Here is a 26,201-nt window from a genome sequence, read left to right as displayed (position 1 = left end):
GCCACCGACGTAGCGTGGATCAGGGCATCCTCAGGCCCCACCTTTTGGACCCGCAGCATGCCGCGACTTACCGTTGTCGTTCCCGCCTACAACGAATCGGCCGTTCTCACGGCATTTCACGAGCGATTGTCCAAAGTGCTGGACCTGTTGCCGCTGCAAACCGATGTGCTGTACGTCGATGACGGCAGCCGCGATGACACCTGGTCGATCATGCAATCGCTCGCCGCCGCTGATTCGCGTGTTGGCACACTCAAGCTCTCGCGCAACTTCGGCAAGGAAGCCGCGCTCACCGCGGGTCTGGACCATGTGGATGCCGATGCGGCGGTGGTGATCGACGCCGATCTGCAAGATCCCCCGGAGCTGATTCCACAATTGATCGAGCAATGGCAGGCCGGTTATGACGTGGTCTATGCCACGCGCAGCGCACGCGCGGGTGAAACCGGTTTCAAGCGTTTCACCGCGGCGGCCTTCTATCGCACGATGGAAATCATGTCCGATGTTGCTGTGCCGCGCGATACCGGCGATTTCCGCCTGCTCTCCCGCCGCGCGCTAGCCGCCTTGTCGCAATTGCGCGAGCGACAGCGCTTCATGAAGGGGCTGTTTACCTGGATCGGTTACCGCCAGACCTCGGTCAAATACCTGCGTGATGCGCGCCTGGCCGGCAAAACCAAGTGGAATTATTGGCGCCTGACCCAGCTCGCTATCGAAGGCATTACCTCGTTTTCCAGCGCGCCGCTCAAGCTGGCGACCTGGACCGGCCTGGCAGCCTCATTGCTGGCCTTTCTGCTGGGGCTGAAGGTGTTGATCAAGGCCCTGCTGCACGGCGATCCGGTGCCCGGTTATCCAAGCTTGATGGTGGTGGTGCTGTTCCTGGGCGGCATCCAGCTGGTGGCGCTGGGCGTCATCGGCGAATACATCGGCCGCAACTACGCCGAGAGCAAGCGGCGGCCGCTGTATTTCATTGAGGAGGAACATCTTCCGGCCATCCACGGCGCGGTTCACACCGGCGCCACGGAGCGGCGCTAAACTGTCCCCACGCGGCCATGCTGCGGCCGCCCGGGAGGTTTGGCATGCGTCAGGTCAAGCATTTGCTTGCTACGAAAGGCAACGACATCTTCGCCATTGCGCCAGAAGCACCCGTACTGGAAGCGATAAAACATATGGCCGAGCGACGTGTCGGTGCATTGCTGGTAATGCGCGGCGAGCAATTGGTCGGCATTGTTTCCGAGCGCGATTACGCACGAAAGGTGATCCTGCAGGGACGTTCGTCCGCGCAGACCGCCATCTCCGAGATCATGAGCACCCCCGTGCTCACGGTCGAGCCCGAGACGGACGTGTTCGACTGCATGCGGATGTGCACCGACAGCCGCGTCCGCCATCTGCCAGTGGTGCAAGGCAGCCGGGTGTTGGGCGTAATTTCGATCGGCGATCTGGTGAAGGAAGTGATCAGCGCACAAGCTGAGCAGATCGATCAGCTGCAGCGCTATATCACCAGTTAAGCGGGGAACGGGGAACGGCAAGCCTCAGGCAAGACTCGCATTCCCCGTTTCTTGTTGCCTGCCGGCCGACTCAGACGCCAGATCAGGCGAAGTGGCTGCCTTGCGCGCGATCCAGGCCGCGAGGGCAGACGCGCCTGCGCCGATCAAGGCGATGCCGGCCAGGCCGACACCGAGCTTGGCCAGCCCACTGATCCCGCTGGTAATCACCAGATCGCCGAATCGCCACACCGCCGTTTCGATGAAGTTCTTGCCCTTGTAGCGCGTTTCGCGGGGCACTCGGGTGTAAAGCGCGTCGCTCGCGGGCTTGGTCATGCCGTACATGAAGCCGCGTGTACCCACCATCATCAAGGCCAGCAAGGGCACGCTATAACCCAGCCACGTCAGTTGGGCATGACCACCGATCATCACCATCACCAACAGGCCCAGGTTAACCACCTGCGGCAACACCACTGCCCATACCACGCCACGACGCACCAACAGCCAGCGCGACAGGGTCAGCTGCAAAAAGGCGCCCAGCAGGTTCACCGCCAGATCAATATCCGCATAGAACGCCGTGCGCAGCGGCGACGAATGCAGGTGCGCCTTGGCGTAGTCGGCCACCAGTACGTAGGCCAAGGTGCCGACGCCGTCGCCCAGCAGCATCAGGATCGCCATATAGCGCAGGAACGGCCGCGACCACAGCTGGCGTATGCCAGCCCACAGCGAACCACCGATGGGTTCCTCGGCGGCTTGGTCATGCGCCTGCCGGGCGGAAAGGCGCAACAGCAGCAGCAAAGCAAAACCAAGCATCGCCGCGGATACCAGCAACAACGGCGCCACACCGATCAGGCCTACCAGTTCGCGAGTCAGCGCCGGCCCGAATATCGCCCCCGCCATGCCGCCCAAGGCAATCAGCGGAAACACTTCGCGCGCACGCTGGCTGTCGAACACGTCCGCCATGAAGCTCCAGAACAGCGACACAACGAATAGATTGAATACGCTGACCCAGATGAAAAACACCACGCCGAGCGCGCGTGCGCCAATGCGGTCCTGCGCCAGAAAGGCGGGAATGAAGGCGATCAGGCAAAGTATGAAGAAGCTATAGCTCCAGCCCAGCAAGTGCCGCCGCGGAAACCGTGCCACCAATGCGCCGAAGATGGGCGTGAGCAGCAACATGGCCAGGAAGGTGGCGGCGTAGAACAAGGGCAATTGCGCCGAACCCACCGCGCCGCCAAGCTGATCGCGCACGGGTCGCACGATGTAGTACGCGGTCAGCACAAAAAAGAAAGCAAGCGCGGCAACCACCGGCGTGGCGTCTTTGCGTACGGCGGCGGGATTGGGCAGGCTCACTGGTCGCTTCCAGCGGAGGGCGGCGCAAGACTAGCATGCAGGAACTGCAGGGCTACGCAAGCATGCGCTTTTCATCGGGGGATGATGTGGAGTTCGACTATCTGATTGTCGGCGCCGGTTCCGCCGGATGCGTGCTGGCCAACCGCCTCAGCGCGAACCCCGCCAAGCGCGTTCTGCTGCTGGAAGCCGGAGGCTCGGATTGGAACCCGCTGATCCACATGCCGGCGGGCATTGCACGGCTTGCCACTAACCGACGCCTCAACTGGAGCTACGAAACCGAACCCGAGCCGGCACTGCAAGGCCGTCGTTTGTGGTGGCCGCGCGGCAAGGTCATGGGTGGTTCCAGTTCCATCAATGCCATGTGCTACGTGCGCGGCGTGCCCGCTGATTACGATGCCTGGGCCGAAGCGACCGGCGACGTGCGCTGGTCATGGCCGCAGGTGCTGCCGTGGTTTCTGCACAGCGAAAACAACACCCGCGGCGAAAGCGCCTGGCATGCGACAGGCGGCCCGCTCAGCGTGTCGGACCTGCGCCATCACAATCGGCTGTCGGCCACGCTGATCGACGCCGCAACAAGCGCCGGTTTCGGCCGCAACACCGATTTCAATGGCGCGCAGCAAGCCGGCTTCGGCTTCTATCAGGTCACCCAGCGCGACGGTGCGCGTTGCTCATCGGCGGTCGCCTTCCTGCGCCCTGTACGCACGCGTCCCAACCTGCAAGTGCGCACGCACGCGTTGGTGGAACGCGTACTGATCGAACAGGGGCGCGCTATCGGCGTACAGCTGCACCGCCCGCGCGGTCGGGAAACCATTCGTGCCGGCGAAGTCATTCTTGCCGGCGGCGCGATCAACTCGCCACAGCTGTTGATGCTTTCGGGCATCGGCGCGGCGGATCATCTACGCGAACATGGCATCACGCCCATCGTCGATTCGCCCGGCGTCGGTACCGGACTGCAGGATCATCTGGATATCTGCACGCTGGTCGGCTGCACGCAGGACATTACCTACGATCATCTCAATGAGTTGGCCGCGGGCTGGCGCTACCTGCGTCATCATGATGGTCCCGGCAGCTCCAACGTGGCCGAAGCGGGCGGCTTTGTGCGCAGCCGCCTGGCCAGCGATGCGCGCTGCGATATCCAATTTCACTTCGTGCCAGCCTTGCTCGACGATCACGGCCGTCATCGCCTGCCCGGCATCGGCTACACCTTGCATGCCTGTTACCTGCATCCGCACAGCCGCGGCCAGTTGCGTCTGCGCTCCGCCCATCCGGCTGACCCTGTCGCCATCCACACCGGGTATTTGAGCGACCCGGAGGGTCACGATCTGGCGCGCATGATCGAAGCAGCGAAGCTTTCGCGCGACATCCTGGCCCAGCCTGCGTTTGATCCGTATCGCGGCGGTCATGTCTTTCCGGAGTCGGTGCTGCATACGGATCGCGAGTGGGAGAGCTTCATCCGGCGCAAGGCCGAAACGATTTATCACCCGGCCGGCACCTGCCGCATGGGTCGGGATGCACTTGCCGTGGTGGACAGCGAACTGCGTGTGCGCGGGGTGGAAGGCTTGCGGGTCGTCGATGCCTCGGTGATGCCGACGCTGCCCAGCGGCAACACCAATGCTCCCACCATCATGATGGCTGAACGGGCCGCCGCCCTCTTGCTGGCCCAGGCCGGCCCGGCCGAAGGAACATTGGTGCGCGCCGCCGGTCTATAACTACTTGGGTCACGCACTCCGCGGCAGAGCCATCCAGGGGGATGGCCTGGCGTTGTGGCCTTGTCCGAAGTGCAGGACAATCGGCCATTAACTCCCATGGAAGACCCCTAAGCCAGCCCCATGACCGAGGGCGTATTTCCACGCCTGTAGTACCGCGGAGTCGCATGCAGTTTCTCAAGCTTCCCCTGTTGATCGCCGGCGCGCTCGGCGTCACCACCGCACTGATCGGTGCATCAGCGGTACATGCTGCCTCTCCCGCTCAGCCCACTCCGGTTGCTCATCCGGCGCAGCACGATGCTACCGATCTGGATGCAAGCTCCAGCATTCCACCGGAGCGAATCAAGGCCGCCCTGGATGACTATTCACATTGGCTGGATGTCGTAGCGCAGCGCAACGAAGTCGCGGGGCTCGCGACCGCGGTCGTCGTCGACAACAAAGTCGCGTACGAGCGCGAAATCGGCTACGCAGACGCGGACACGCAAGAACCCGTGACGGCGGATACCGTGTTCCGCCTCGCCTCGCTCTCCAAGGCTTTCGCCACCGCCGTGGCCGGCCTGCTGATCGACGATGGCCGCTTCAGCTGGGATACCAAGCTGGCCGACGTGCTGCCGTTCTTCCAGCTGAAGAACGCAGAGGCGTCCAGTGAAGCCACGGTCAGAGACATCCTTGGACAGCGCCTGGGACTGCCGCATAACACCTACGACACCTTGCTGGAGGACAACGTCCCCTACGAGGAACTGGTGCGCAAGCTGGACGAGGTCAACCTCACCTGCAACGTGGGCGAATGCTATGGCTACCAGAACGTCGCCTTCAGCCTGATCGGTGACCTGATCTATGCCGAGACCGGGGACTTCTTCTATCACGAAGTGGACAAGCGACTTTTCTTTCCACTCGGCATGACGTCGGCCAGCTATGGCCGCGAAGCGCTGGAAAGCAGCAAGAGCTGGGCGCGTCCGCATCGTCCCAAGGGTGCGCACGGCTGGGAATCGTTCGATCCCAAAGAAGCCTACTATCGCGTGGCGCCCGCCGCTGGCGTCAACGCCAGCCTGCATGACATGGAGCAGTGGCTGATTGCGCAGATGGGCGGTCGTCCGGATGTGCTGCCACAGCCGCTGCTCGACTATCTGCACGCACCAGGTGTGCCCACCCCCACCGAACTGCGCGCTACGCCATGGCGGCGTGCCCGCCTTACTTCCGCCAGCTACGCGCTGGGCTGGCGAGTGTTTACCTATGGGGGCGAAACGATGATCTTCCACGCCGGTGAAGTGGAAGGCTATCGCACCATGATCGCGTTCTTCCCGAAGTATCACGTCGGCATGGTGTCGATGTGGAATTCGCCCGGCGCCATCGGCACCGACCTGATGCCAATGGTGTTCGACAGCATGCTGGGCCTGCCGCATGTGGACTGGGCCGGCGTGGAAAGCGATCCACCCGCTAACAGGGCGCCTGCCAAGACACACCATAAGCATCATCAGAACTGACGTTGCGTGAGACGCCTCGCGAGTTTTGATGCGGCCGGACACGCAAAAGAAAGAGGCGGTGCCAGGCTGGCACCGCCTCTTTCCCGATCCTGATCCTTGCCAAGAGTTACTGCGTTGTGCTCAGCTTGAATTCGATCCGCTTCTGCTGCTGTGAGGCGATCGCCTCACCGTCGCGCAGCGCCGGCGAGAACTTGGCGCGGCGCAAGGCATCCATGGCGGCGCCGTCGAAGACATGCCGGGGCTCGGCGCTTACTACCGTGATATCGCTCACGCTGCCATCGACATTGACCGTGTACTGCACGTCCACCCAGCCTTCCTGGCTGTTGCGCAGCGCCGTGGCGGGATAACGCGGGCGAATGGTTGAGATCGGAATGGCGTCTCGCGTCTCGCCACCCGCGGGTGCGGCGTTGGTGGCGCTGGCGGTTTCAGTCGTCGTCGCCGCCTCCTTCGCCTTGGCCTCTTGCTCTTCCTTGGCCTTTTCCTGCTGCTGCGCAACGAGCGCGGCCTGAGCAGCAGCCTTGTCCGCCGCCGCTTTCTGGGCAGCCGCCTGATCCGCCGCAGCCTTGTCGGTAGCCGCCTTTTGCGCGGCGACATCGGCCTGGCGCTGATCATCGAGTTGCTTCTGTTGTTCTTCGTCCAGCGTCTTGCGCTGCGCATCCAGCTTGGAACGCAGGATGGTCAGCGTGTAGTTGGTGGGGTCCACCTTTGCCAGCAGGTCGATTTCGCGCTCGGCTTCGTTGAAGTCGCGCTGGTTGATCACCTGCTCGACATTGCTGGCCGCAAACGGGAAGGTCTCGCGCAGGGCATCGGCCGCCGTCTGATTACCCGGCTGCTTCTGCAGCACCTTCAGGTAGAACTCGAAGGCATTGTTGCCGGCCGGCGAAATCACGCGCTGCTGGTTCATCGCCTTGCGGGCCTCGTCCAGCAGATCATTAAGACTCAGCGCCTCCACGTTAACCGGCGGTGCTGCCTGCTGGGTGGCCGCGACTGGCGTGGACGGATGACCGCCGGCATCGGCGCCTACGATGTCCTCGTGGGGCTTGATGATGAAAATCCAGGAAAGGATCGCCAGACCCGCAACAATGGCAAGTACCGCGATGGTGATGGGCTTGATGGCCCCGCGCGCACGCGAACGCGCATAACGACTATTTCGGGTATCCATGATCTCTCACTGACTACGTGGCATCAGATACCCGCGCTTCCCCCCTGTTATCCAGGAGCGGCTACCCCAGGCTTGCCGCGGCGCGGATGGGCAAAAGGTAACTCGATTGTGGCGGCACGGCAAATGCGCTTTCGTTCACGGCCAGCGGGAGGAATAGCTGGTAGGTCAGAGAGGTAACGCCGCTTGTCGCCAGAGGCCTGAAATTGATCCGGGACAACGAGCGGCTTGGCCGGCGGAGATCTTCCGTGCTTTCGTTCGTTTTCGGAGGCCGAAAACGAAGCGTCCCGGCCTAAAGCCGGGACGAAACGCTTTCGAAGCACCTCCCTGCGCTGGGCACCGCAGGGAGACAAATCGACAGAACTACTTCTTGTTGTGCTTACTTCTTGGCTTTCGAGGTCTTGGTGGCCTTCACCACCTTGGCAGCAGCCGCGGTCTTGCGGGTAGCGCGCTTTGCGGTGCGCTTGCGGGCAGCCTTCTTGGTTGCAGTCTTCTTGGCAACGCGCTTGGCAGTCGCCTTCTTCGCGCCTACGCGCTTGGCAGCAGCCTTCTTGGCAGTCTTGCGCACGGTGCGCTTCTTAGCGGTGGCCTTCTTGGCGACCGGCCGCTTGGCGGCGGCTTTGCGAGTGGTCTTCTTGGCGGCTTTCTTAGCCGATTTCCTAGCAGTTTTCTTGGCAGTGGCCATAGTTCGTCTCAGCTCCTCATCAGTTGGCAGTGGTTGCCCAGTAAAAGCGTGGAGGAACGCCTCAACCAGCAGATCGCTGTTCGTGGCGTGCCTCAAATTGTTGACCTGTCGGTAGGTACGCAGGTCCGACAGCAGTCGCAGTACATGCATTGGAATCGAAACAGTGATCTTTCTCACCGCGCCGGCTTTTTCGCCGTGTTCTACGTATGGCTTGATGAATTTCGATGCCACCATTGGTGCCGTTCCCCGTTATATGGTGCGAAAGCTATTCCTGAACATTTCAACTGTCAATAAATTTTCGCCATGAAATCAATCTCTTCGATCCGGCGGCTTGCTGATCACACCCGCCTCGAAGGGCTAATTCCGATCACGAAAATCGATTTGAAGCACAGTAAAAACATCCAAAGAAGCGACTTTGCACATTTTCAAAAAAAGCCAAAAACAAGCTAAAAATTGTTATTTTTCTCACCGCCGCTGATACATCCGGCGTGTCGGTTGTCGTTCGATTGCCGCGCACTGCACGATGCCATTTCGACCACCGGAAGGGGCCGATCCGGAGCATGAACGAATTTAGACTGAAATGCGTCCGGGCGATGCCGAAAGTGGTCGGAAACATCCCCGAACACCCCGGTGCGCACCCCGCAGACATCGGCAAGCACGCCTGCAAAGGATCACCATCATGGTGATGCGCACACCTCCTTGCATGCACATCCCTGCGCTGATCGAGAAACCTGGCGGCGCGTTTTCATGGGTAGCGCACGGTCAAAAAGCAACGGCCGCTTAGGCGGCCGTTGCGAAACCCACCGATCAGGCGATCAGTCGTCCTCGTGCTCGATCAGCTCGGCGTAATCGTCCGCGCTGAGCAGCTCGTCAAGTTCGCCACGATCGCTGGCCTTCACCACGAACAGCCAGCCTTCGCCGTAGGCGTCTTCGTTGATCGTTTCCGGCTTGTCGCCAAGAATCTCGTTCACTTCGACCACTTCGCCGGAAACCGGGGAGTAGATGTCCGAAGCGGCCTTGACCGATTCAACCGTCGCAGCGCTGCTGCCGGCTTGCACGCTGGCGCCGACTTCCGGCAGCTCGACGTACACCAGGTCGCCAAGCTGCTCCTGTGCATGGTTGGAGATACCCACGCGAATCAGGCCGTTGTCTTCGACACGGGCCCACTCGTGGGACTTGAGGAATTTCAGATCGCCGGGAATGTCGCTCATGGTCAGGTCCAGTCGTCGTTGGGGTTTTCGATCAGGGTGGAGGCGTGGATTCTAACCGCTTCTGCGGCGGCTCCCATACACCCACGCCAGTCTAGACACAGCTACTCAAATGCCTTCGCAAGGCTTACCGTCACGCACGAACGGAAACTTGACCAGGCGCACCGGCACTTCGCGGCCGCGGATGTCGACCCGCAGGTTGCCGGCGGTGCTGGCAGGAATCCGTGCGAACGCCACCGATTTGTTCAACGTCGGCGCGAAACTGCCCGAAAGAATTTCGCCATCGCCATGGTCAGTCAGCACTTTCTGGCCATGCCGAAGCACGCCCTTGTCATCCAGTACCAGACCCACCATCGCGCGCGGCACACCGGCCGCCTTCTGCGCCTCGAGCGCCTTGCGGCCGATGAAGTCGCGGCCTTCATCCAGCGCGATGGTCCAGGCCAGCCCGGCTTCCCACGGCGTCACGTCTTCATCCATGTCCTGGCCGTAGAGATTCATGCCGGCCTCCAGACGCAGGGTGTCGCGCGCACCGAGTCCACACGGTGCCACGCCAGCGTCAGCCAGTTCTTTCCAAAACGCCTCGGCTTGCTCTTCCGGCACCATGATCTCGAAGCCGTCCTCGCCGGTATAGCCAGTGCGCGCAATAAACAACGGCGCGCCATGCGGCCCTTGCGCCGCCGCAGCGGCAAAGCGCCCAAGCTTTTCAATGCGGGCGCGATCCACTTCATGCAGCAGGCCAACGACCTTGGCTCGCGCGTTCGGACCCTGCACCGCGATCATGGCGAAATCGGGACGTTCCTGTACGGCTACGTTGAAAGCCTTCGCCTGCTGTTCGATCCAGGCCAGATCCTTGGCGCGAGTGGCGGCGTTGACGACCAGGCGGAAGAATTCGTCCCCCAGGAAATAGACGATGAGGTCGTCGATCACCCCGCCCTGCTCGTTCAGCATGCACGAGTACAGCGCCTTGCCCTGCACCTTCAGCTTGTCGACGCTATTGGCCAGCAGATGACGCAAGAAATCCCGCGTGCGCGCCCCGTGCAGGTCGACGACCGTCATATGCGACACATCGAACATGCCGGCATCGCGACGCACGGCATGATGCTCTTCAATCTGCGAGCCATAGCTGATCGGCATGTCCCAGCCACCGAAATCGACCATGCGAGCACCCAGCTCGCGATGCGTGGCGTTGAGTACGGTCTTCTGGGTCATTGCAAGCCTGCCAAGGGTAAGAAAGGGGGAGTAGCCCCGCATTATCGCCACCGCTCCACGGCAATCCAAGTGCACGGCATCTTGGGCAGGTTTATGCCGGCACCTTGATAAAGCGGAACGTAAGGTTGATGCGCGCCCCGGTCACCCCAGCCACCTTGGGCAAATCGTGCTGGTAATAGCGCTGGGTATCGCCAGCCATGTACAGCACGCTGCCATGCGCGAGCGAAAGACCAAGCGGCAGTGCCGCCCGCGTACCACGCGGCGATTTTCGCCGCAGGCGAAAACGGCGCTCGGCGCCGAGACTTACCGAAGCGATAACGGGACACGTTCCCAGTTCTGGCTCATCGTCGCTGTGCCATCCCATGGAGTCCTGGCCATGACGGTAGAGATTGGCCAGCACGCTGTTGAAGCGTGTACCGCAGAACGCTTGCACTCGCTCGCGCAAGGGAAGCAGCGAGGCCGTCCATGGGCACGGCTCAAAACGACTGCGCGAATAGGTATAGGCAGTACCCGGGTCACCGATCCAGCAACTCAAGCGCGGCGAGTCGACCTCGCGGCCGAACAGGTTCAGCCGATGTCGCTCCCATGTGATCTCGTGCATCAGGCGTTCAAACAGTGCATCGGCCTCATGCCTGCCCAACCAGGATGCCGCGTAGCGAATGTCTGCGTCGGCCAGCGGCAAAGGCTGCCAGCCATCCAGTTCATTGATCGTCGCGAACATAGACATACACGTGCGCCGGGGGCAGATTGCGCCACACCATGCCGATCCGGCGACAACGCAGACCCAGTTGCTGGCGCACCTGCTCATCCAAGGGACTACGCCAGCCATACGTGTATTGCACGAACACGCCGCCCGGGCGCAGCACGGCAAAGGCCGCCTCGACGATATCCCGTTGCAGCGATGGCGGCATGGCCAGCAAACCCAGGCTGCTGAGAATGGCATCAGCACCTTCCGGCGCCAGCACACCGGTTCGCTGTGCCAGCTCATTCACATGACGTGCATCGGCGCATAACACCTGCGCCTGGGGAAAGCGACGGCGCAGGATGCCGTGCATCGTGGCATTCATCTCCAGCACCAGCAGTTGTGCCGGCGATACGCCGTAATGAAGCAGCGCCTCGGTGATCACGCCCGTGCCCGCGCCTAGTTCGATCACGCAGCTGGCATTGGCGGGCATGGCAGACACCATCATGCGGGCCAGCGGCCGGCCGGAAGGCAAGACGGAGGCCATCTGCAGCGGATGCTTGATCCACTCCCGAAAAAACGTGAGCTGTTGTTCGTAAGCAGGCATGAGGGAAGGCCGTCTTGTTTCAGCACACTTTACCTGTCAGGGTGTAACAAAACGTTGTCAGTCCTCCGCCGGCTGACAAAATCAAGCCAAAACCGGGTATTCCGGTGCCGCATCCAGGGTCGCCGACCACACGGCAGCGAGTTCCAGCAGACGTAGATCCGAGCCCCGCGCGCCCACCAGTTGCATGCCGATGGGCAAGCCATCCGGCAAGGTGCCCATTGGAATGCTCATGGCCGGACAACCGGCCAAGCTGGCGAAACTGGTGAGATCGGCCTGCGAATCGGGCACAGGTCCGCCCAATGGGAAAGCACCTTGGGGGGTGGTCGGCATGACCAGCACATCGACCTGCGCGAACAGCCGGCGCATCTTGAGTGCGGCAGCATCGAGCACGCGCTCGGCCTGGGCATAATCGGCTGCGGTCTTATGCCTGGCGTAGTCGAGCAGGTCGCGAAAGCGGGGGGATACGGGATGTTCGGCATCGGCCAGTTGTGGCGCGAAGGTAACCAGCATCTCCGCTTCCATCAGCAGCAAACCGGCGCGCCGCCCACGGGCAAAATGCCAGTCTTCGAAATCCACCTTGCGTCGCTCACCCAATTCACGATCCAGTTTGGCGAGCGCTGCGTCGAAAACCTCGATCACCTCAGGCCGCACACCCAACGCCGGTAAATTCGGCAACACACCACAGCGCAATTTGCCCGGCTCCCAATCCGGCGGCGACAGGGCCACACGGCGGCGACGCGAACGCGGGTCGTCTGCGTCGTACCCGGCCAGCACCTGCAGCAGCACCGTAAGATCGTCCACGCTGCGCGCAAGCAAGCCGGCGGTATCCAGCCAACGCGCGGCGGGGATCATGCCGCGCGCCGAGATTTCACCCTGCGTGGGCTTCAGCGCAAACACACCGCAATAGCTTGCCGGAATGCGGATCGAGCCCAGACTGTCCGAGCCAATCGCCGCAACCGCCAGGCCTGAGGCCACCGCCGCTGCCGCACCGCCTGACGACCCGCCAGCGGTGTAATCGCGCCGATGAGGATTGTGGGTCGGGCCGAAATGCGGGTTATCGGTGACGGCGCCAAGGGCGCCCTCGTCCATGTTGGTCTTGCCGGTCAGCACCGCACCTGAGGCACGCAACCGCGCCACGACGTGCGCATCGTGCTCGGCAGCTCGACCGCCATACGGCAAGCCGGCTCGGGTGGGCAAGCCGGCGACATCGAAATTGTCCTTGAGGGCGATGGGAATACCATCCAGCCGGCCAATGATGCGTTCGCGACGGCGATGCTCTGCCGAGCGCGCCTGATCGCGCGTCATGGCGGGACTGAATTCCACGTACGCGTTGAGTTGTGGATTGAGGCGTTCGATCGCCTTGAGATACACCTCGGCCAGCATGGTCGGCTGCACGCGCCCCGCGGCCAGCCAATGCAAAAGCTGGCAGAGCGAGGCGCGGCGGAGGTCGGTATCGGCAATCGGCGGTTGCAAGCTCATGCGCACTCCGGCACAGGTCTAGCGTGATGATGTCCACCCCATTATGTTCACCCCCGGCAGACCTCCCACAAGCAGGCACCGGTTTGCCGCGCAGTAGGTGAACCCGGAGAATACCGTCCGAGCGGCCGCTGGAACACCTCGCGGCCACCTCCTTTCCCAGCCACGCCCTGCAGCCACTAGCCACACGATGGAGCCCTCATGACCGAACGCGAAACGATGGAATACGACGTTATCGTCGTTGGCGCCGGCCCGGCCGGACTCTCATTCGCGATCCGACTGAAGCAGCTCAAGCCGGATGTCACGGTATGCGTGATCGAAAAAGCCTCCACCATCGGCGCGCAGATCCTGTCCGGCGCAGTGATCGAACCGCAGCCGCTGGACGCCTTGCTGCCCGGCTGGCGCGATAACCCGCCGCCGATTTGTGTCCCCGCGGCAGAAGATGAGTTCTGGCTGCTCAAGAAAACCGGTGGTCGCAAGCTGCCGGTGCCGCCGGGCATGAAGAACCATGGCAACTTCATCGTCTCGCTCGGTGCGTTGTGCGCATGGCTGGCCCCGCAGGCCGAAGCCCTGGGCGTGGACGTGTTCCCCGGTTTCGCCGCTGCCGACACTATCTACAACGAAGATGGCTCAGTGGCCGGCGTGCGTATCGGTGACATGGGCGTGGCCAAGGATGGATCGCACAAGCCCGGCTACACGCAAGGGATCGACATCAAGGCCAAGGTCACCGTGCTGTCCGAAGGTGCGCGCGGCAGCCTCACCAAGCAACTCATCAAGCGCTTCGCACTGGAGAAGGGCAGCGATCCGCAGGGTTATTCGATCGGCATCAAGGAACTGTGGCAGTTGCCGGCAGGACGCGTCACGCCGGGCAAGATCGTGCACAGCTTCGGCTGGCCGGCCGACAGCCATACCTACGGCGGCAGTTTCCTGTATCACCTGGACAAGGACCGCATCGCACTCGGCTACGTCAGCGGTCTCGATTACAGCGATCCGAACTATCAACCGTGGGAAGCCTTCCAGCAGTGGAAGAACCATCCCATGATCAAGCCGCTGCTCGAGGGCGGCAATATTGTTTCCGCCGGCGCGCGCGCGATCGTCACCGGTGGCTACCAGTCACTGCCCAAGGTGGAAATGCCCGGCGCGCTACTGATCGGCGATACCGCGGGACTGCTCAACGTCCCCAAGATCAAGGGCACGCATCAGGCGATCAAGAGCGGCATGCTGGCCGCCGAACACCTGGCCGCCAACGATCTGCAACCCGCCGGTTTCGACAGCAAACTGCGCGGCTCCGAGGTGATGGCCGAGCTGAAGAGAGTTCGCAACATCAAGCCCGGTTTCAAGAAGGGTTTGTGGTTCGGCATGCTCAACGCCGCCTGGGAAACCCTCACCGGCGGGGCATCGCCGTGGACGCTGAAGAACAAAGCCGACTGGTCCTCGCTACACAAGCTCGGCCAGCAGGAAGAGCCCAAGCGCGATTACGTGCAACGCGAATTGCCGCCACGCGACCGCCTGGCTGGCGTCTATTTTGCCGCCACCGAGCACGATGAGGATCAGCCCATCCATTTGCACGTCGCGGATACATCCGTCTGCGTGACCAAGTGCGCCCAGGAATACGGCAATCCCTGCACTCGCTTCTGCCCGGCCAACGTCTACGAAATCGTCAACGACACCATGCCTGATGGGAGCAGCGGCAAACGCCTGCAGATCAACGCCGCCAACTGCGTGCACTGCAAGACGTGTGATATCAAGGACCCCTACCAGATCATCAACTGGGTCACACCAGAAGGTGGTTCGGGACCGAACTATCAGAACCTCTAAGTTTGCACGCCAACGTTGGTGACCATGGACAGTACGCTGACAACAAGTGCTTACACACAACTGATGGAACAGGGCTTTGCCGTGGTTCCGCAGGCGCTGGATACCGCGCACTGCGAGCGCGCGTTATCGGCCATCGATGCCTTCAAACGCGAGCACCAGGCCGCCGTGACGCCGAATGCGGATGAGTTCGGGCATCTCTATCGCGTGGTGAATACGCACCTGGCCATCGACAGTGTCGCCGATGCGTTTGTAGAAAGCCGCAAGGCCCTGGCGGTAGCCGACCGTTATTTCGGTCGGTCGACATCGCTTTACACCACGCTTTACTACGAGCGTGGTTCAGAACAGAGCCTGCATCGCGACACGCCCTACTTCTGCACCAAACCAGCCGATCAGTATCTCGGCATGTGGCTCGCCCTGGATGACGTGGATGCGGAAAACGGTCCCCTGCGGGTTGTGCCCGGCAGCCACCAGTTGCCGCCCGTCGATGTGGAAGCCCTGGCCCGCGAACTGTTTCCCGACCAAGAGAAAATTCCCAAGATTTCGGATGCTGCCTTTTCGCGATATCAGGCAGAAGTTCAACGCCTGAGCGACGCGCATGGGTTGGTCGCACAAGAAGTGCATGTCCGCCGGGGCGATGTGATCATCTGGCACCCATCCATGTTTCATGGCGGCGCCCCGCACCTCGCCAAGCATCGCCCGAGGCGCAGCCTGGTCATGCACGTGACGCCCCAGGGTGTTCCGGTCTACCAGATCGACGTGTTCTTTCAGCCATCCAAGCCCGTGCCTGAGCGGGCAAGCTGGCGCTACTACCGGCATCACGATCGCAAAATCGCCAAATTCGACCAGATCGACTTCGGTCACCAATATGTGATGCCGGTACGCCGACTGCGCTGGCCGTTCTGACCACATCCGCACAGAGCCAGCTCCTGAATGTTCGGGTGGAAGCGAACTCGCCGTATCGCTGATGTTGATGGATAATCGCTCCATTCCGGTAATTGACGAGGACCCCGCCCTGAGTACGTCTCTGCAATGGCGGTACAAACGCCTTTACTATTTGTGGAGTCGTGTCATTGGCAGTCTCGCCCAGCGCGGCATGCGCGGCACCGTGGCGCGTATTGCCCAGGAGTTCCACCGCCGTCCGTCGCGTGACGACACATTGCAACTGCTGCCGCTCGACAGCAGCACCGATGGCTTGATGTTTGCCAACCCTGCGCTGCCGCAGGTATCCATCATCATTCCTGTCTACGGCAAACTCGACTACACCGTCACGTGCCTGCGCTCGCTCGCGCTGCATATGGGCAACATCACGACCGAAGTGATCGTGGTGGATGACGCATCACCCGATGGCAGCGCCTCGGCACTGAGTGCGGTCGATGGATTACGACTGCTGGTCAATGCGCAAAATCAGGGTTTCGTCGGTAGCTGCAACGCAGGCGCAAAGGCAGCGCGCGGCGAATACCTGGTGTTTCTGAATAACGACACCCAGGTAACCCCAGGATGGCTGGATGCCTTGCTGCGCTGCTTTGCCGATGAACCCGATTGCGGCATCGCAGGCAGCCGGCTGATCTATCCCGACGGCCGCTTGCAAGAGGCCGGCGGGTGGGTGTTCAGCGACGGCAGCGCCTGGAATGTGGGGCGCTTTGAGTCGCGCCATGCGTCTGCCTATCGCTATCGCCGGCGCACCGATTATCTTTCGGGTGCGGCCATCATGATCCGGCGTGATCGCTTCTCTGCCGTGGGCGGCTTCGACGAGCGCTATGCGCCGGCCTATTACGAAGATACCGACCTGGCCTTCGCCGTACGGCAGGCCGGGCTCTCGGTATTCTACGAACCCAATAGTGTCGTGGTGCACTGCGAAGGCATCAGCGCAGGTACTGATCTTGGTACGGGCATGAAGCGCTACCAGGCGATCAATCACGTCAAGTTCGCCCAGAAATGGCGACAACAGCTGCAACAACAACCCGCGCCAGGCACTCCGCTCTCGCAGCTATGGGGACGCCATGCTCGCGGACACATCCTGGTGGTGGACGTGACCACGCCGGACCCTTCGCGCGATTCCGGTTCATTGCGACTGTTCGCCATGCTGCGCATCCTTCACCAAGAGGGATGGCAACTGAGTTTCGCCCCCGATGACGGCTTTGCCAGTGACGCATCCATCGCTGCCCTGGGTGACCTGGGCGTACAGGTGTTGTGTCGCCCGGAGGTCGCCAATCTGCCCAAATGGCTGAGCCAACATGGCTCGTCGTTGCACGCTGTCGTGCTCTGCCGGCATACCGTGGCGGGACAATACGTCCATGCAGTACGGCGACATGCGCCCCGGGCGAGATTGATCCTGGATACCGTCGACCTTCACTTCGTCCGGGAACAACGCGCCGCCGAGTTGGATGACAGCCTGACGTTGCGGCGTCAGGCCGAGGCGTCACGGCGTAGCGAACTGGCCCTGATCGAACAATGCGACGTGAGCTTCGTAGTCAGTCCCAAAGAACAGGAACTGCTGCATCGCCTGGCACCGCAGGCCCAGGTGGAATTGCTCAGCAACATCCATGATGTTCACGGACGCCGGCAACCCTACGCAGGCCGGGGTGACCTGGTCTTCATTGGTGGCTATGGGCATCCACCGAATGCCGACGCGATCAAATGGATCGCCGAAGCACTGCTCCCCGCATTGCTTGCCGTGATGCCGGACATGCATGTGCATATCCTGGGAGATGTCCCGGATGTCGCGCGTGCCACGCTGCAACGCCCCGGCCTGACATTGCACGGCCGGGTACAGGATCTTGCGCCCTGGATGGATCGCTGCCTGGCATCGCTGGCGCCGTTACGGTTCGGCGCTGGCGTCAAAGGCAAGATCAATATGGCGATGAGCTACGGGCTACCGGTCATCGCCACAAGCATCGCGGTGGAAGGCATGCAATTGCAGGATGGAGAAGACGTCTTGATCGCCGAGCAGCCTGGTGACGTCGTGCAAGCGGTACGCCGTCTTCTCTCAGACGGAGAACTATGGACACGCCTATCAGATGCAGGACTGAATAACGTAGAGCAGCATTTTTCTCCGGCTGCGGCCCGCAACACGCTGCGACGGGTACTTGGCTGAACGTCCGTTGCAGCGTTCCCGCCGCGTTCCCGCTACGATTCATGCATGCCCCTGCCCTCCCTAGCTAAAACTGCTGTCTTTCACATTCTGCGTACGGGCTTCCGACTGATGCCCTTGCCATCGGCTACGCGCGATCGCATGCGGCAGCGCTTTCTGGACAACCATTACGATCTGGTGCCTGCCGGCCCACGCGGTCAAACCGGCGCATCCGGAACGCGTGAGCACCGGCAGCGTGCCACAGCTGCCGGGCCGGCGATCGGTTATCAGCCACAGCGTCCAGGGCAGCTACCCGAGCCGCTTCCCGCGACACTGGTAGCGTTCTACCTGCCGCAGTTTCATCCCATCCCAGAGAACGACGCATGGTGGGGCGAGGGCTTTACCGAGTGGCAAAACGTAACGCGCGCCTTGCCGCAATTCGAAGGGCATGCTCAACCACGATTGCCGGGCGCCCTCGGTTTTTATGATCTGCGCATTGCCGACGTCATGCGCCGCCAGATGCAACTCGCGCGTGAATACGGTATCGCCGCGTTCTGTACCTACTTCTACTGGTTTGGCGGAAAGACCTTGCTGGAAGGGCCATTGCTGCAATGGCTGAATGATGCATCGCTGGATCTTCCGTTGTGCCTGTGCTGGGCCAATGAAAATTGGTCGCGCCGCTGGGATGGCCGTGCTGACCAGATTCTGATCGGCCAGCAACACAGCGCCAGTGATGACCTCGCCTTCATCGCCCATGTGTCGCGTTACTTATCCGATCCACGTTATTTGCGCGTGGATGGCAAACCGTTGCTGCTGGTCTATCGCCCGGGCCTGTTGCCCGAAGCGCAATCGACGGCAGAGCGTTGGCGAAAGTGGTGCCGTGAACATGGCATTGGGGAAATCTACCTGGCTTACGTGCAGAGTTTCGATCGCGTCGATCCTCGCGATATCGGCTTTGACGGTGCAGTTTCCTTCCCACCGAACAACATCACACTTGCGCCGATCACCGATCGACAGCAACTGCTTAATCCCGATTTTCACGGGGATATCTACGACTGGCGCGAACTCGTCAGCAAGGTCAGCACCCAGGCAGACCCCACCTACACGCTGTTTCCATGCGTGAATCCCGGTTGGGACAATGAACCACGTCGAAGTGGTGCGGGGCGCGTATTCGCGCATGCATCCCCACGAGGTTATCGCGACTGGCTGCAACAAGCCATCCACACGGCGCAACGGCGCAAGCCGAGTTCACCGCTGGTCTTTGTCAACGCCTGGAACGAGTGGGCCGAAGGTGCCGTGCTGGAGCCCGACTCCCGCCTCGGTTTTGCATGGCTGCAAGCAACGCGTAACGCCCTGTGCGGCGCGTGTGAACAAAAACCCGTACCGTCGCCGCAGCCCTGTGTCGTTATCCACGTCTGGTACGTGGATGTTCTGGATGAAATTGCCGCCGCCTTGCGGACCAGTGGCTTGGACTGGCGCGTTTTCATCACGACAACAGTCGAACACGAACAGATCGTGCGAGAACGTTTAGCTCGCCTGGACCTGAAAGCGGACATCACGACGTTCGAGAATCGTGGGCGGGACATCCTGCCGTTCCTGCATATCGCAGATCGCCTGCTTAACGAAGGCGTCGACGTCGTACTCAAGCTGCACACCAAGCGTTCTACGCATCGACGCGATGGGGAGCTGTGGCGACGAGAGCTGATCGACAAACTGCTGTCGCCTGAACGGGCTGCCAGCACTCTGGCCGCTTTCCGCAATACACCCAAGCTCGGGCTGGCCGCAGCGGATGGTCACGTACAACCGCTGCAGTTTTACTGGGGTGAAAATGAATCAAACGTGCAATATCTTGCCGCGCGGTTAGGCATTCCCGAACCATCTCCGGAGCAGGACCAATTTATCGCGGGCAGCATGTTCTGGGCGCGGCTGGAAGCGCTGCGGCCGCTACTCGACGCGCATTTGGGTGTATGGGAATTCGAGGACGAGGCCGGCCAGGTCGATGGAACACTGGCGCACGCCGTCGAACGCATCATCGAACTGTGCGCCGAAGCGGCAGGCTATGCGATCAGTGATACCGCCACGCTAGGCGGCATTGCGGAGGGCAACGCCACTCAGCGTTACCCCTATGCCCGCCGCAGTGGCTGAACGCCGGGCACCGGCCGTCAACACTGACAGTCGACGACGCTGGTAACTGCCGGCGGCCAGTATCGGGTCTTGTGAATTCCCCCCGCCCCAGCAACCCGTCGCCCACCCTACGCATCCGCATGGTGACCGGAATCCGGTTAGAATAGGCGTTTGCTCAGCAATCCCATACGCCCACGGGCGTCCGGTAAGAAGGAAAGGCAGATGAAGATTCTGGTCGGCTACAAGCGCGTGGTGGACTACAACGTCCGCATCCAGGTCAAACCCGACGGCACCGGCGTGGTGACCGACGGCGTGAAGCTTTCGGCAAACCCGTTTGACGATATCGCGCTGGAAGAAGCGCTGCGATTGCGCGAAAAGGGGATCGCTGAAGAGGTTGTCGTTGTAGGCGTCGGCCCTGCCGATCTCACCGCACACTTGCGCAACGGCTTGGCCATGGGCGCGAACCGCGCGATTCATGTGGTCACTGCCGACGCCGTCCAGCCGCTGACCGCGGCCCGCGTGTTCCAGAAGCTGATCGACAAGGAGCAGCCTGGCCTGGTCATCCTTGGCAAGCAGGCCATCGACGATGACGCCAACCAGACCGGCCAGATGCTGGCCGCGTTGTGGGATCGCCCGCAGGCAACCTTTGCCAGCAAGCTGGAGATCGCCAATGGCAAGGCCACCGTTACGCGCGAAGTGGACGCCGGCCTGGAAACCATCGAAGCCGAACTGCCGGCGGTCATTACCACCGACCTGCGTCTGAACGAACCGCGCTTCATCAAGCTGCCGGACATCATGAAGGCCAAGTCCAAGCCCATCGATACGATCGAATTCGCCTCGCTCGGCGTCGACACGCACGATCAACTCACGACCACGCACTACGCTGCACCAGGCAAGCGCAGCAAGGGTGTGATGGTGAAGGATGCGGCCGAACTGGTCGCCGCGTTGAAGCAGAAAGGCCTGCTTTAAGCAGCCGACCGGACTTTAGGAGACACCCATGAGCAAGATCCTGGTTATCGCCGAACATCTGGACGGCAAGCTGAATTCATCCACCGCCCGCGCCGTGAGTGCTGCCGCAGCGGTGAAGCCTGAAGCCATCGATGTGCTGGTGCTCAGCGACAACGTTGGCACCATTGCCGCTGAAGCGGCGAAGATCGATGGCGTAAGCCGCGTGCTCACCGTTGCGCGCGCCGAGAACGCCCACCCGCTCGCCGCCGTGCTGGCTCCGCAGATCGCCAAGGCGGCCGCCGGATACAGCCACGTATTCGCTCCGTCCACCACCTTTGGCAAGGACGTCGCACCGCGCGTCGCTGCCTTGCTCGGTGTGGCTCAGGTCAGCGATGTGATGAGCGTGGAAGGCAGCCATACCTTCAAGCGCCCGATCTACGCCGGCAACGCCATCATCACGGTGGAGGCCGACGCCGCGCACGCCGTGGTCGCCACCATCCGCACGGCCTCCTGGCCGGCCGCTGCCCAGGGCGGCCAAAGCGCGCCCATCGAAGCGCTGAGCCTGGACGTCAGCCTTCCCTCGCATACGCGCTTCGTCGAGCTCAAGCAGGGCAAGAGCGACCGCCCCGACCTGCAGAGTGCCAGCAAGGTCGTCTCCGGTGGCCGTGGCGTAGGCTCGAAGGAAAACTTCGACATCATCTACAAGTTCGCCGACAAGATCGGTGCAGCGGTAGGCGCCTCGCGTGCTGCCGTCGACGCCGGCTACGTCCCGAACGAGCTGCAAGTCGGCCAGACCGGCAAGATCATTGCCCCTGAGCTCTACATGGCCATCGGCATCTCGGGCGCCATCCAGCACCTCACCGGCATCAAGGACGCCGGCACCATCGTCGCCATCAACAAGGACGCCGAGGCGCCGATTTTCGAGATCGCGGATATCGGTCTGGTGGGTGATTTGTTCAAGCTGATTCCGGAGCTGGAACAGGCCATCGGCTAAGACCCGCGCGTAGCTCGCCAGTTAAAAAGGCGGCCGATGGCCGCCTTTTTTTATGCCCGTCCACCAATCAAGCATGCAAGATTTGACGAACGGCGCCGATCACCCGTTCCACATCGTGATCGGTCAAAGCTCGCGACATCGGCAAACTCACCGTCTCACGTCCAAGGCGCGTTGCATTCGGCCATTGCTCCGACCGCCACCCAAAGCGCTGCTGGTAATACAGATGTTCGGGGATGGAGAGGTAGTGCACGCCCGTACCGATTCGCGCCGTATTCATCGCCTCCAGAAATTCGTCACGCGCAATCCCGCAACGTTGCTCGTCAAGCATCACGGTGTACAAATGCCGCCCGTGGCGAGTGTTTGTCTCTGCGGGAGCCGGCAGACTGATGGGTAAATCCGCAAAGGCCTCGTCGTAGCGTTGCCAGATCGCCTCACGCCTGCGCCAATTGTTCTCGACGCGAGCCAACTGATGTAATCCCAGCGCAGCCTGCACATCCATCATGTTGTATTTAAAGCCGCACTCAACGACCTGATAATGCTTGTAGCCCTCGTCGCCGAAGCGATGCCAGGCGTCCTTGCTCATGCCATGCAAGGCCAAAATACGTGCCCGCGCAATCCGATCCTCGCTGCGTCCGAGAATCATGCCGCCCTCACCCGTCACCACGTTTTTTGTGACGTAAAAACTGAAGCAGCCAAAATCCCCGAAGGTACCCAGCGGCTGCCCATGGAATTCAGCCTCCACCGCATGAGCACAGTCCTCAATCACCGCCAGATCACGTTTGCGCGCGATGGCCATGATCTGATCCATGGCACAAGGACGTCCGGCAAAATGCACGGGGAGGATCGCGCGGGTACGTGGCGTAATCGCGGCCTCAATAGCCTCGGGAAGAATGTTTTGACTTAGCGGATCGACGTCCGCCAGCACGGGCGTCAGTCCGGCATGCAAGATCGCATTGACAGTCGCGCAAAACGTCAATGGCGTGGTGATGACCTCCGAACCAGGCTCAAGATCCGCCGCAAGCATGCTCACGTGCAAAGCCGCAGTACACGAATTGACCGCGGCAACTTGTGTGGCCTGCACATGCCTGAAGGCCGCAAACTCCCGTTCGAACTGCGCGACCCGTGGTCCCGTCCCCAGCCAGCCGGAGCGCAGGCAGTCCACGACTTCGGCAATCTCCTCCTCGCCAATCTGAGGCGCACCGAAAACCAGGAAAGGAGAGTTATCCAGTTCCGTGCTCATGCCTCAGCCATTTGCCTGCGGCAGAACGCAGGCGACAAGCCGTTCGACCAAGGCGTCCAGGTCCGCACCTTGATTGAGCAGGTGAAGTTCCGGCGCTTCCGGCACCTCGTAAGGCGAATCTATACCTGTGAAGTTACTAATTTCACCCGCGCGCGCCTTGCGATATAGCCCCTTCGGATCACGCCGTTCGCACTCGTCCAAGGGCGTGTCGACAAATACCTCGATGAACTCGCCTTGGTCGAACAAGGCCCGAGCAAACTCACGCTCACTATTGAAAGGCGAAATGACGCAGACCAACACGATCAAGCCGGCGTCGACCATCAGGTGAGCGACTTCGGCAACGCGCCGAACGTTTTCGACGCGCGCTTCAGCCGTGAAGCCAAGGTCCCGGTTGAGACCATGGCGAAGGTTGTCACCGTCCAGCAAATAGGTGTGATAACCGAGCGCGTTGAGCCTTCTTTCAAACAGATTGGCGATTGTGGACTTGCCCGCACCCGAGAGGCCGGTAAACCAGACGCAGCGTTGTTGTTGCCCTTTGCTGTGGGCACGCGTCTGCTTGTCCACATCCAGATGCTGCCAATGAACGTTGGTCGCACGATGCAGAGCGAAATCCAGCATACCGCATGCCACCGTGGCATGAGTGTGGCGATCGATCAGGATAAAGCCGCCAAGCGTTGGGTTGGTCGCATACGACTCAAAGGCAATCGCATGATCGAAGTCGATATTGCAGTAACCCACTTCATTCAACTGCAAGCGATGCGCGGCCAACTTCGCCTGCGTGTTCACGTCGACCTTGTGCTTGATCGAGGTTACACGCGCATTCACGGTCTTGCTGCCGATTTTCAGCCAGTAGCCTCGATTGGGCAGCAGCGGCTCGTCCCCCATCCACAGCACGTGCGCAGCAAACTGGTCTGCCTCCGGCGCCGGGCGAGCAGCGTCGGCAAGCACATCGCCTCGGCTGATATCCACTTCGCGATCCAGCGTCAGCGTGACCGCCTGGCCCGCGCTCGCTCCCGGCAAATCTCCGTCGGCCGTCACGATCCGCGCAATGCGTGCGCGCTGCCTACCGGGCTGCACCGCGATTTCATCATTGACCTTGATGTGACCACCGCAGACAGTGCCCGCATAACCACGAAAGGAATGATCAGGACGATTGACCCATTGCACAGGCATCCGAAAGTCGGACCGCTGCACCGGCTCAACAACAACGGTCTCTAAAAGCTCAAGCAGCGTAGGACCTTGATACCAAGGCATCTTCACGGAGCTGACGCCTACGTTGTCACCTGACAACGCTGCGACAGGCAAAGCGTGAACAGCATCGATGCCCAGCTGGGCTGCAAGCTCGTCATATTCGCTGCGGATGAGTTCATATATATCGTGCTGGTAATCAACAAGATCCATCTTGTTAACCGCAAGAATGACTTTTCGAATACCCAACAACGCACAGATGTAGGTATGCCGGCGCGTCTGCGGAAGCAAACCTTTGCGCGCGTCGACCAGCACGACGGCAAGGTCTGCGTGCGATGCACCGGTGGCCATATTGCGTGTGTATTGCTCGTGCCCCGGACAATCAGCCACGATAAAGCTGCGCCGTTCACTATGAAAATAACGATACGCCACATCGATCGTGATGCCCTGCTGGCGCTCTGCATCCAGGCCATCCGTCAACAGGGAAAAGTCCAGCACATTCCCGTCCGGATGTTGGCGCAGGCTATCGCGCCTCAGCGTCTCCACCTGATCATCAGGCAGCATGCCCGCGTCATACAGCAGGCGCCCCAGCAAGGTACTCTTGCCGTCGTCTACGCTGCCGCACGTAATGAAGCGCAGCAAGCTGCGCGAAGGCATATCAGGCGCAGCCATCAGAAATAGCCCTCCTGCTTCTTGCGCTCCATGGAAGCAGATGGATCGTGATCAATGACTCTGCCCTGACGCTCAGAGGTCCTCGACTCCGTCATTTCCGCGATGACCTCATCCAGTGTGCTGGCCGTAGATTCCACGGCGCCCGTCAGTGGATAGCAACCCAACGTACGGAACCGCACCATACGATGCTCGATCTTTTCCCCCTTACGCAGCGTGAAGCGATCGTCATCCACCATGATCAATGCACCATCGCGCGAAACTACCGGGCGTTTCTTGGCGAAGTAGAGCGACACCAGCGGAATATTTTCACGACGTATGTAGTTCCATACATTTAGCTCCGTCCAATTGGACAATGGGAACGCACGCACGCTTTCGCCTTTATGGATATGCGTGTTGTAGAGATTCCAGAGCTCGGGCCGTTGATTCTTGGGGTCCCAACGGTGCTGTGCACTGCGAAAAGAAAAAACACGTTCCTTGGCGCGCGATTTCTCTTCGTCGCGTCGCGCCCCGCCGATCGCAGCGTCGAAACCGTATTTATCTAGAGCCTGCTTGAGCGCAGCTGTCTTCATGACGTCGGTATGCACCGTTGCTCCGTGGATCAGCGGTGAGATACCTTGGCGCACGCCATCTTCGTTGATATGCACCAGCATTTGCACGTCCCCCTCCGCGGCAACCTGATCCCGGAATGCAATCATCTCGCGGAACTTCCAGGTGGTATCTACGTGCAATAACGGAATTGGCGGACGCGCCGGGTAGAAAGCTTTACGCAATAAACGCAGCAGCACTGATGAATCCTTGCCGATTGAATACAGCATCACAGGGCGCTGAAAGTTGGCAGCCACTTCGCGGAAGATAGATATACTTTCGGCTTCCAGGGCGTCTAGGAGGTCAGGCACGTCGATAACCAGTTTGCAGTTAACTGAACCGCCATTTTGGCACGAAGTTCGGGCTGTTTGCCCATGCTGAAGCCGGCCAGGCCCCGGCCTCACGGACGCACCTCACTGATGACGGGGACGCTCTGCTACTGCCTTGAGGCTCTGATACAAGGGCAATCAATTCGTTGGGAGAGGAGGCTTACCACGCGCAGACGCCGCAACCATCCC

General features: G+C 61.1%; 21 protein-coding genes. 10 read left to right on the top strand and 11 right to left on the bottom strand.

Going from position 1 to position 26,201, the window contains the following annotated elements:
- The first annotated feature begins 57 nt into the window (after nt 1-57).
- Together ISP19_RS04580 and ISP19_RS04575 are read left to right on the top strand one after the other, a co-directional pair.
- Nucleotides 58-1,026: a glycosyltransferase family 2 protein gene (locus tag ISP19_RS04580; RefSeq protein WP_204680165.1), complete on the top strand. Its 969-nt coding sequence runs from the start codon at nt 58-60 to the stop codon at nt 1,024-1,026.
- A gap of 44 nt (nt 1,027-1,070) precedes the next feature.
- A complete protein-coding gene (locus ISP19_RS04575; protein WP_204680164.1) occupies nt 1,071-1,499 on the top strand; it encodes a CBS domain-containing protein in 429 nt (142 codons plus the stop codon).
- 24 nt (nt 1,500-1,523) lie between these two features.
- Here ISP19_RS04575 and ISP19_RS04570 read toward each other — a convergent pair whose 3' ends face one another.
- Complete coding sequence (locus tag ISP19_RS04570; protein WP_284384670.1) at nt 1,524-2,828, bottom strand: NTP/NDP exchange transporter; 1,305 nt, start codon at nt 2,826-2,828, stop codon at nt 1,524-1,526.
- A 35-nt stretch (nt 2,829-2,863) separates the two neighbouring features.
- Between ISP19_RS04570 and ISP19_RS04565 the strand changes: the two genes are divergently transcribed.
- Both ISP19_RS04565 and ISP19_RS04560 read left to right on the top strand, forming a co-directional pair.
- A complete protein-coding gene (locus ISP19_RS04565) occupies nt 2,864-4,537 on the top strand; it encodes a GMC family oxidoreductase (RefSeq protein WP_239556513.1) in 1,674 nt (557 codons plus the stop codon).
- A gap of 164 nt (nt 4,538-4,701) precedes the next feature.
- Nucleotides 4,702-6,018: a serine hydrolase domain-containing protein gene (locus ISP19_RS04560; protein ID WP_204680163.1), complete on the top strand. Its 1,317-nt coding sequence runs from the start codon at nt 4,702-4,704 to the stop codon at nt 6,016-6,018.
- 106 nt (nt 6,019-6,124) lie between these two features.
- Here the strand turns inward: ISP19_RS04560 and ISP19_RS04555 are convergent, their stop codons facing one another.
- From ISP19_RS04555 to ISP19_RS04525, 7 genes are all read right to left on the bottom strand, one after another.
- Nucleotides 6,125-7,180, bottom strand: a complete 1,056-nt coding sequence (locus ISP19_RS04555) for an energy transducer TonB (RefSeq protein WP_204680162.1) — start codon at nt 7,178-7,180, stop codon at nt 6,125-6,127.
- A gap of 376 nt (nt 7,181-7,556) precedes the next feature.
- Nucleotides 7,557-8,096, bottom strand: coding sequence for a met regulon transcriptional regulator MetJ (gene metJ / locus ISP19_RS21540; RefSeq protein WP_204680161.1), 540 nt, complete (start codon nt 8,094-8,096; stop codon nt 7,557-7,559).
- Nucleotides 8,097-8,677: 581 nt separating this feature from the next.
- Complete coding sequence (gene gcvH, locus ISP19_RS04545) at nt 8,678-9,073, bottom strand: glycine cleavage system protein GcvH (protein WP_204680160.1); 396 nt, start codon at nt 9,071-9,073, stop codon at nt 8,678-8,680.
- 105 nt (nt 9,074-9,178) lie between these two features.
- Nucleotides 9,179-10,279, bottom strand: coding sequence for a glycine cleavage system aminomethyltransferase GcvT (gene gcvT / locus ISP19_RS04540; protein ID WP_204680159.1), 1,101 nt, complete (start codon nt 10,277-10,279; stop codon nt 9,179-9,181).
- A 91-nt stretch (nt 10,280-10,370) separates the two neighbouring features.
- Entirely contained in the window at nt 10,371-11,000 is a 630-nt protein-coding gene (locus tag ISP19_RS04535; RefSeq protein WP_204680228.1) for an alpha-ketoglutarate-dependent dioxygenase AlkB family protein, read from the bottom strand.
- Nucleotides 10,981-11,568, bottom strand: a complete 588-nt coding sequence (locus ISP19_RS04530) for a class I SAM-dependent methyltransferase (protein ID WP_204680158.1) — start codon at nt 11,566-11,568, stop codon at nt 10,981-10,983. The genes ISP19_RS04535 and ISP19_RS04530 overlap by 20 nt, the downstream gene beginning before the upstream one ends.
- 81 nt (nt 11,569-11,649) lie before the next feature.
- Nucleotides 11,650-13,047, bottom strand: coding sequence for an amidase (locus tag ISP19_RS04525; protein ID WP_204680157.1), 1,398 nt, complete (start codon nt 13,045-13,047; stop codon nt 11,650-11,652).
- A gap of 198 nt (nt 13,048-13,245) precedes the next feature.
- On the opposite strand from ISP19_RS04525, the gene ISP19_RS04520 reads away from it, so the two are divergent.
- The 6 genes from ISP19_RS04520 to ISP19_RS04495 all read left to right on the top strand — a co-directional run bounded on the left by ISP19_RS04520 (nt 13,246) and on the right by ISP19_RS04495 (nt 21,998).
- Complete coding sequence (locus ISP19_RS04520) at nt 13,246-14,862, top strand: electron transfer flavoprotein-ubiquinone oxidoreductase (RefSeq protein ID WP_204680156.1); 1,617 nt, start codon at nt 13,246-13,248, stop codon at nt 14,860-14,862.
- 24 nt (nt 14,863-14,886) lie between these two features.
- Nucleotides 14,887-15,765 (top strand): phytanoyl-CoA dioxygenase family protein, encoded by an 879-nt coding sequence (locus tag ISP19_RS04515; protein WP_239556510.1) that lies wholly within the window; start codon nt 14,887-14,889, stop codon nt 15,763-15,765.
- 67 nt (nt 15,766-15,832) lie between these two features.
- Nucleotides 15,833-17,956 carry a glycosyltransferase gene (locus tag ISP19_RS04510; RefSeq protein ID WP_239556508.1) on the top strand — a complete coding sequence of 708 codons (2,124 nt, stop codon included), beginning with the start codon at nt 15,833-15,835 and terminating at the stop codon, nt 17,954-17,956.
- Between the two features lie 45 nt (nt 17,957-18,001).
- Nucleotides 18,002-20,077 carry a glycoside hydrolase family 99-like domain-containing protein gene (locus ISP19_RS04505; protein WP_204680155.1) on the top strand — a complete coding sequence of 692 codons (2,076 nt, stop codon included), beginning with the start codon at nt 18,002-18,004 and terminating at the stop codon, nt 20,075-20,077.
- Nucleotides 20,078-20,278: 201 nt separating this feature from the next.
- Nucleotides 20,279-21,025 carry an electron transfer flavoprotein subunit beta/FixA family protein gene (locus tag ISP19_RS04500; protein WP_204680154.1) on the top strand — a complete coding sequence of 249 codons (747 nt, stop codon included), beginning with the start codon at nt 20,279-20,281 and terminating at the stop codon, nt 21,023-21,025.
- 28 nt (nt 21,026-21,053) lie between these two features.
- Nucleotides 21,054-21,998: an electron transfer flavoprotein subunit alpha/FixB family protein gene (locus tag ISP19_RS04495; protein WP_204680153.1), complete on the top strand. Its 945-nt coding sequence runs from the start codon at nt 21,054-21,056 to the stop codon at nt 21,996-21,998.
- Between the two features lie 67 nt (nt 21,999-22,065).
- Here ISP19_RS04495 and ISP19_RS04490 read toward each other — a convergent pair whose 3' ends face one another.
- Genes ISP19_RS04490 through cysD form a run of 3 tightly spaced genes read right to left on the bottom strand, consistent with a single transcriptional unit; the run spans nt 22,066 to nt 25,994 of the window.
- Complete coding sequence (locus tag ISP19_RS04490; protein ID WP_204680152.1) at nt 22,066-23,238, bottom strand: DegT/DnrJ/EryC1/StrS family aminotransferase; 1,173 nt, start codon at nt 23,236-23,238, stop codon at nt 22,066-22,068.
- 3 nt (nt 23,239-23,241) lie between these two features.
- A complete protein-coding gene (gene cysN / locus ISP19_RS04485) occupies nt 23,242-25,098 on the bottom strand; it encodes a sulfate adenylyltransferase subunit CysN (RefSeq protein WP_204680151.1) in 1,857 nt (618 codons plus the stop codon).
- Entirely contained in the window at nt 25,098-25,994 is an 897-nt protein-coding gene (gene cysD / locus ISP19_RS04480; RefSeq protein ID WP_284384667.1) for a sulfate adenylyltransferase subunit CysD, read from the bottom strand. Before cysD ends, cysN begins: the two co-directional genes overlap by 1 nt.
- Nucleotides 25,995-26,201 lie beyond the last annotated feature (207 nt).

The organism is Dyella flava, assembly GCF_016904955.1.
GTDB lineage: Bacteria > Pseudomonadota > Gammaproteobacteria > Xanthomonadales > Rhodanobacteraceae > Dyella_B > Dyella_B flava.
This window is presented reverse-complemented; position numbering and strand designations above follow the sequence as displayed.